At 45.4% G+C, this 5,118-nt stretch carries 4 protein-coding genes; 1 reads left to right on the top strand and 3 read right to left on the bottom strand.

What is annotated here, in order from left to right:
* Both GRP75_RS18905 and GRP75_RS18900 read right to left on the bottom strand, forming a co-directional pair.
* A partial coding sequence (locus tag GRP75_RS18905; RefSeq protein ID WP_202404213.1) for a D-aminoacyl-tRNA deacylase occupies positions 1-153 on the bottom strand: 153 nt, incomplete at its 3' end.
* A gap of 137 nt (positions 154-290) precedes the next feature.
* The gene (locus tag GRP75_RS18900; protein WP_025720225.1) at positions 291-2,468 is read right to left on the bottom strand and encodes a RelA/SpoT family protein; all 2,178 of its coding nucleotides are present in this window, start codon (positions 2,466-2,468) and stop codon (positions 291-293) included.
* A gap of 269 nt (positions 2,469-2,737) precedes the next feature.
* Here GRP75_RS18900 and uraA point away from each other — a divergent pair, with 269 nt between their 5' ends.
* Positions 2,738-4,048, top strand: coding sequence for a uracil permease (gene uraA, locus GRP75_RS18895; RefSeq protein ID WP_061829372.1), 1,311 nt, complete (start codon positions 2,738-2,740; stop codon positions 4,046-4,048).
* Positions 4,049-4,532: 484 nt separating this feature from the next.
* Here uraA and GRP75_RS18890 read toward each other — a convergent pair whose 3' ends face one another.
* The gene (locus GRP75_RS18890; RefSeq protein WP_028542428.1) at positions 4,533-5,045 is read right to left on the bottom strand and encodes an adenine phosphoribosyltransferase; all 513 of its coding nucleotides are present in this window, start codon (positions 5,043-5,045) and stop codon (positions 4,533-4,535) included.
* Positions 5,046-5,118 lie beyond the last annotated feature (73 nt).

Below are 5,118 nucleotides of genomic sequence, written 5' to 3'. Positions count from 1 at the left end.
TCCCGCTGTTTTATCCGCCAAATAAACGGCATCGGCTGCTGTATCTCCCTGACCAATACCAACCAGCAGCATTAATCCGGTTCCAATCTTGCCGACCACCTTTTGATTCACCGTTACCTGGGCGTCTTTACAGCGCTGAATAATGATCTTCATCGCCTATCCGATATCTCCTTTAACCTTCCCTTTTAAAAGGTGCTCATAGCCGTATTACGGCTCTTTTAGCCGCCTATGGGTCTTTCTACCCAAGATGCGTTACAAAGGCTATAAACCTAGCTGTACGCTTAATAAGGTTATTGCATAATCCGATGCACAGTGTATACATCCTTCACCCGTTTAATCCGTTCGACAACAGAATGCAAATGATCCGTGTTGCGAATGAGAATCGTGATGTGAATCATCGCCATTTTATTTTTATCTGTACGACCTGTAACGGCCGAGAAGCTAGTTTTGTTCTCTGAAATGGCCTGAAGCACTTCATTCAGCAAACCGTTGCGATCATGCCCCGTAATCTCAATATCGACGCTGTAATTGACTTCCGCTGCTTCTTCCCACTCCACTTCAATCACACGCGCCTGGTCTTCGCCCGTACCCGAAGGAATATTCGGGCAATCCGTCCGGTGAACGGATACGCCGCGTCCACGTGTTACATAGCCAATGATGTCATCTCCCGGTACGGGATTACAACATCGTGCAAAACGAACGAGCAAATTATCGACGCCTCTGACGCTGACACCGTTAGTCGGTGTTTTTTTCCGTTCGCCCTGCGGCTTGTACTCCTTGACCTCGGTCGTCAATTCGATCAACCGTGCCTCTTCTTGTTCCTTACGCAGCTTCTCTGTCAACCGTGTACAGACCTGCGCTGCGGTTATACCACCAAAACCAATCGCAGACAGCATATCTTCGGAATCGTTAAAGGAGAACTTCTGTGCCACTTCCTGAAGCTTGTCGTCGCTCATCCACACCGATGGCTCGATATCACGTTTTCTTAGCTCACGTTCCAGATTTTCGCGGCCTTTTTCAACATTCTCCTCACGCTTTTCTTTCTTGAACCATTGTTTGATTTTACTGCGCGCGTGAGAGGACTGAGCAATTTTGAGCCAGTCCTGACTAGGTCCATAAGAATGCTTGGACGTCATAATTTCGACAATATCACCGGTTTTAAGTCGATAATCCAAAGGTACGATTCTTCCATTTACCTTAGAGCCAATCGTTCGATTGCCAACTTCGGTATGAATACGGAAAGCAAAGTCCAGCGGAACGGATCCGGCTGGCAACTCAATGACCTCTCCCTTAGGAGTAAACACAAACACAAGGTCTGAGAAAAAGTCCATTTTGAGCGATTCCACAAATTCCGACGCATCCTTCGCCTCATTTTGCAGCTCCAGGATTTCTCGAAAAAAGGTGATTTTATCCTCAAAGTTAGTGTTGTTTGCTCCGTTGCCTTCTTTATAGGCCCAATGGGCCGCAATCCCGAATTCAGCAGTACGGTGCATATCCACTGTGCGAATTTGTACCTCGGTAGGCTCCCCGTTGGGACCTACTACTGTCGTATGAAGGGACTGATACATATTGGCCTTAGGCATAGCGATATAATCCTTAAACCGCCCCGGCATTGGCTTCCACAACGTATGGATAATCCCCAGTGTGGCGTAACAGTCTTTAATGTTATCCACAATAATTCGAATCGCCAGCAAATCATATATTTCATTGAATTGCTTGTTCTTCGTCGTCATTTTTTTAAACACACTGTAAATATGTTTAGGGCGTCCAGACAGATCAGCCTGAATGCCCATCTCTTCTAGCTTCTCTCTGATACGCTGTATGACATTATCAATAAACTGCTCCCGCTCAGCCCGCTTCTTATGCATCAAATTAGCGATGCGATAATACTGCTGAGGATTCAGATAGCGTAGAGCAATATCTTCCATTTCCCATTTAATAGCTGAAATACCCAGTCGATTCGCAACCGGACAGAAAATCTCCAACGTTTCATAAGCAATCCGACGCTGGCTTTCCTCTGACTGATATTTCAAAGTACGCATGTTGTGCAGACGATCTGCTAGCTTAATGACGATGACACGAATGTCCTGCGCCATAGCAATAAACATTTTTCGATAATTTTCGTTCTGTTGTTCTTCCTTGGAACGGAACTGGATACGCTCCAGCTTCGTCAGACCATCGACAAGCATCGCACATGTATCGCCAAAATGCTCGCGAATCTGCGCCAAAGACACCGTCGTATCCTCCACAACGTCATGTAAAAGAGCGGCGATAATGGAGATGGTATCCATCTGCATATTAACGACGATATCAGCAACCGCAAGCGGATGCAGAATATAAGGTTCACCGGACTTACGAGTCTGGCCGGAATGGGCCTGCTCGGCAAAATCATAGGCGTCCCTGATGCGGATAAGATCTGCTTCTCTGGTATAGGCCCCGGCCTTTTTAAGTAATTGCTCTATCCCCATTCTGCTCTATTCCGTGTCCTTTCTATGCAAAATGGAACCCGCCGATCAATGTCGCGCAAAGGTTCCCTTTTAAAAGTGATTTCCTACAATTATGACGGTTAGCACGTCGCACGTCAACTATTACAGGTTTGGCATTGTCGCATTATTCTGTCACACATGGATAAGTAAAATGAGGATTGTTGACGAAATGAAACGAATTATATTGAAAAAATTACGAAAAGTAATTAATGTATATAAGAATAATTGAAAGAACTAAGGAGTGAACTGCGTTGCAACGCGAAATTCAAGTTAATGAAAAGCTACCGGCAGGACCCGGGTTCCTGCTCAGCGTACAGCATTTGTTTGCCATGTTTGGCAGCACTGTGCTGGTGCCGAATATTTTCGGCGTCGATCCCGGCATGATTTTGCTAATGAACGGTATTGGCACATTGTTGTACATATGGATCTGCCGCGGCAAAATTCCCGCCTATCTCGGCTCCAGCTTCGCTTTTATCGCTCCCGTCAGTCTTGTGCTTAAAAACAATCCCGGCGGCAACGGCTATGCTATGGCCCTCGGTGCTTTCATCGTTACAGGTATTATTTTCTGCCTCGTCGCACTGGTAATTAAATATGCCGGAACCCGTTGGCTGGACGTCGTTTTTCCTCCAGCTGTTATGGGCTCCATCGTAGCCTTAATCGGTCTGGAACTGGTTCCGGTTGCAGCAGGCATGGCAGGCATTATCAATGCCGATCCTACTAAAGCCTGGACTCCAGATCCCAAAACGATTACTCTTTCGCTCGTTACACTCGGGGTCACTGTTCTGGGTGCGGTGTTGTTTCGCGGGTTTGCTAAAATCATTCATATTCTGATCGGTATCGTAGTGGGCTATGTGCTTGCTTATTTTATGGGCATGGTCAATACACAGGCCATTGCAGACGCTCCTTTTTTCGGACATCCTGCAATTACCACTCCAGTTTTTAATACCTCTGCTATGCTGACGATTCTTCCTGTTGCTCTGGTTGTCATCGTAGAGCATATTGGTCACTTACTTGTGACTAGCAACATTGTCGGGCGCGAGCTGTCCAAAGATCCTGGTCTCCATCGCTCACTGCTGGGTAACGGTATTTCCACCGTCATTTCCGGTTTTGTCGGTTCTACACCTAATACGACTTATGGTGAAAATATTGGTGTCATGGCATTAACTAAAGTGTACTCTGTATGGGTCATTGGCGGGGCGGCTGTCATTGCCATCTTGCTGTCCTTCTCAGGCACGTTCTCAGCGATTGTTTCTAATATTCCAGCTCCAGTTATGGGCGGCGTATCCTTACTATTATTCGGTGTCATCGCTGCCTCCGGTCTAAGAATCTTCGTTGAGCAAAAGGTGGATTTCGCCAAGCCAACCAACATGCTGCTTGCGACCATCGTGCTTGTTGTCGGAATCAGTGGTACTACGCTCACTTGGGGCGCTGTAACCTTGAAGGGTATGGCATTGGCTACAATCATCGGCATCATCCTCAGCTTGTTCTTCAAGCTGATTGACGTGCTCGGCTGGTCCAACGATAAATCGCAGGAACCTTTAACCGAGAAAACACCAGATTGATATCTTTTTTTCAACTTTAAAACGCCGCTCCATGTTAGTTATGGATCAACACACGCTCAGGCTGTATAGACAAGCGTGTAAAGATCCATATCTCATGGAGCGGCGTTTTTTTATGCACGGCCTTTTTAAAATAGATACTCCTTCATCCATCTTCAGAGCACCCCATCCAAGTCAGTTGCAATAACTGCTTTAACCCTCGATAAGCAACGAGCAGCATTTTTGACTTATTTCCGTATCTAGCTTCTGCTTAGCAAAAAATAAAACAAAAACTGATTGAAATCAGTATGACCACTATTCTCCTTATGACCACCTCTGCTCCTTTTTTTAATGTTCATAGACATTTACGAAATTTTTTCATACCTATTTTCCAACAAAGAAACAAAATAGTCCGATGGAGCAACTCTTTAGATAAAGAGATGTTCCATCGGACTATTTAGGCGATCCGCACATAATTATTTCCCGGGAAACCCGGGTTTCAAAATACTTAATACGTAATCAGGGTGAATACATCTACATCAGTCAGTTTCGCCCGACCGTTTAAGTCAGACAGCTCAATAAGAAAAGCAGCCCCTGCCACATTACCACCAAGCTGGCGTACCAAGTTCACGGATGTAGCAATAGTTCCACCTGTAGCAAGCAGGTCATCAGCAATCAGAACATTTTGGCCTGGCTCTATAGCATCCTTATGCATCGCCAGCGTATCTTTACCATACTCCAAACCGTATGCTTCCTCAATGGTTTCCCCAGGGAGCTTGCCACTTTTACGGATGGGAATAAAACCAACACCAAGCGCATAAGCCAAAGGAGCACCAACAACGAACCCACGTGCTTCTGGTCCTGCAATCAAATCAATTTTCAAATCCGATACCAGTTCCTTCATATCGTTGATAGCCTTGCGGTATAGTTCACCATTTTTCATCAGGGTCGTAATGTCCTTAAAACTAATCCCTGGTTGTGGAAAATCGGAAATCACCCGAATATATTCTTTGTAGTCCAACTTAGTTCCTCCTACTGTAAACTTCAAATTAGTATATACATTTTATAACATAAATTGCGAAATAGTATCTCAA

The sequence above is a fragment of the Paenibacillus sp. OT2-17 genome (genome assembly GCF_009827695.1).
In the GTDB taxonomy this organism is placed as follows: domain Bacteria; phylum Bacillota; class Bacilli; order Paenibacillales; family Paenibacillaceae; genus Paenibacillus; species Paenibacillus polymyxa_B.
Note: the sequence above shows the minus strand (reverse complement) of the source record. Positions and strands in the feature narration are given on the sequence as shown.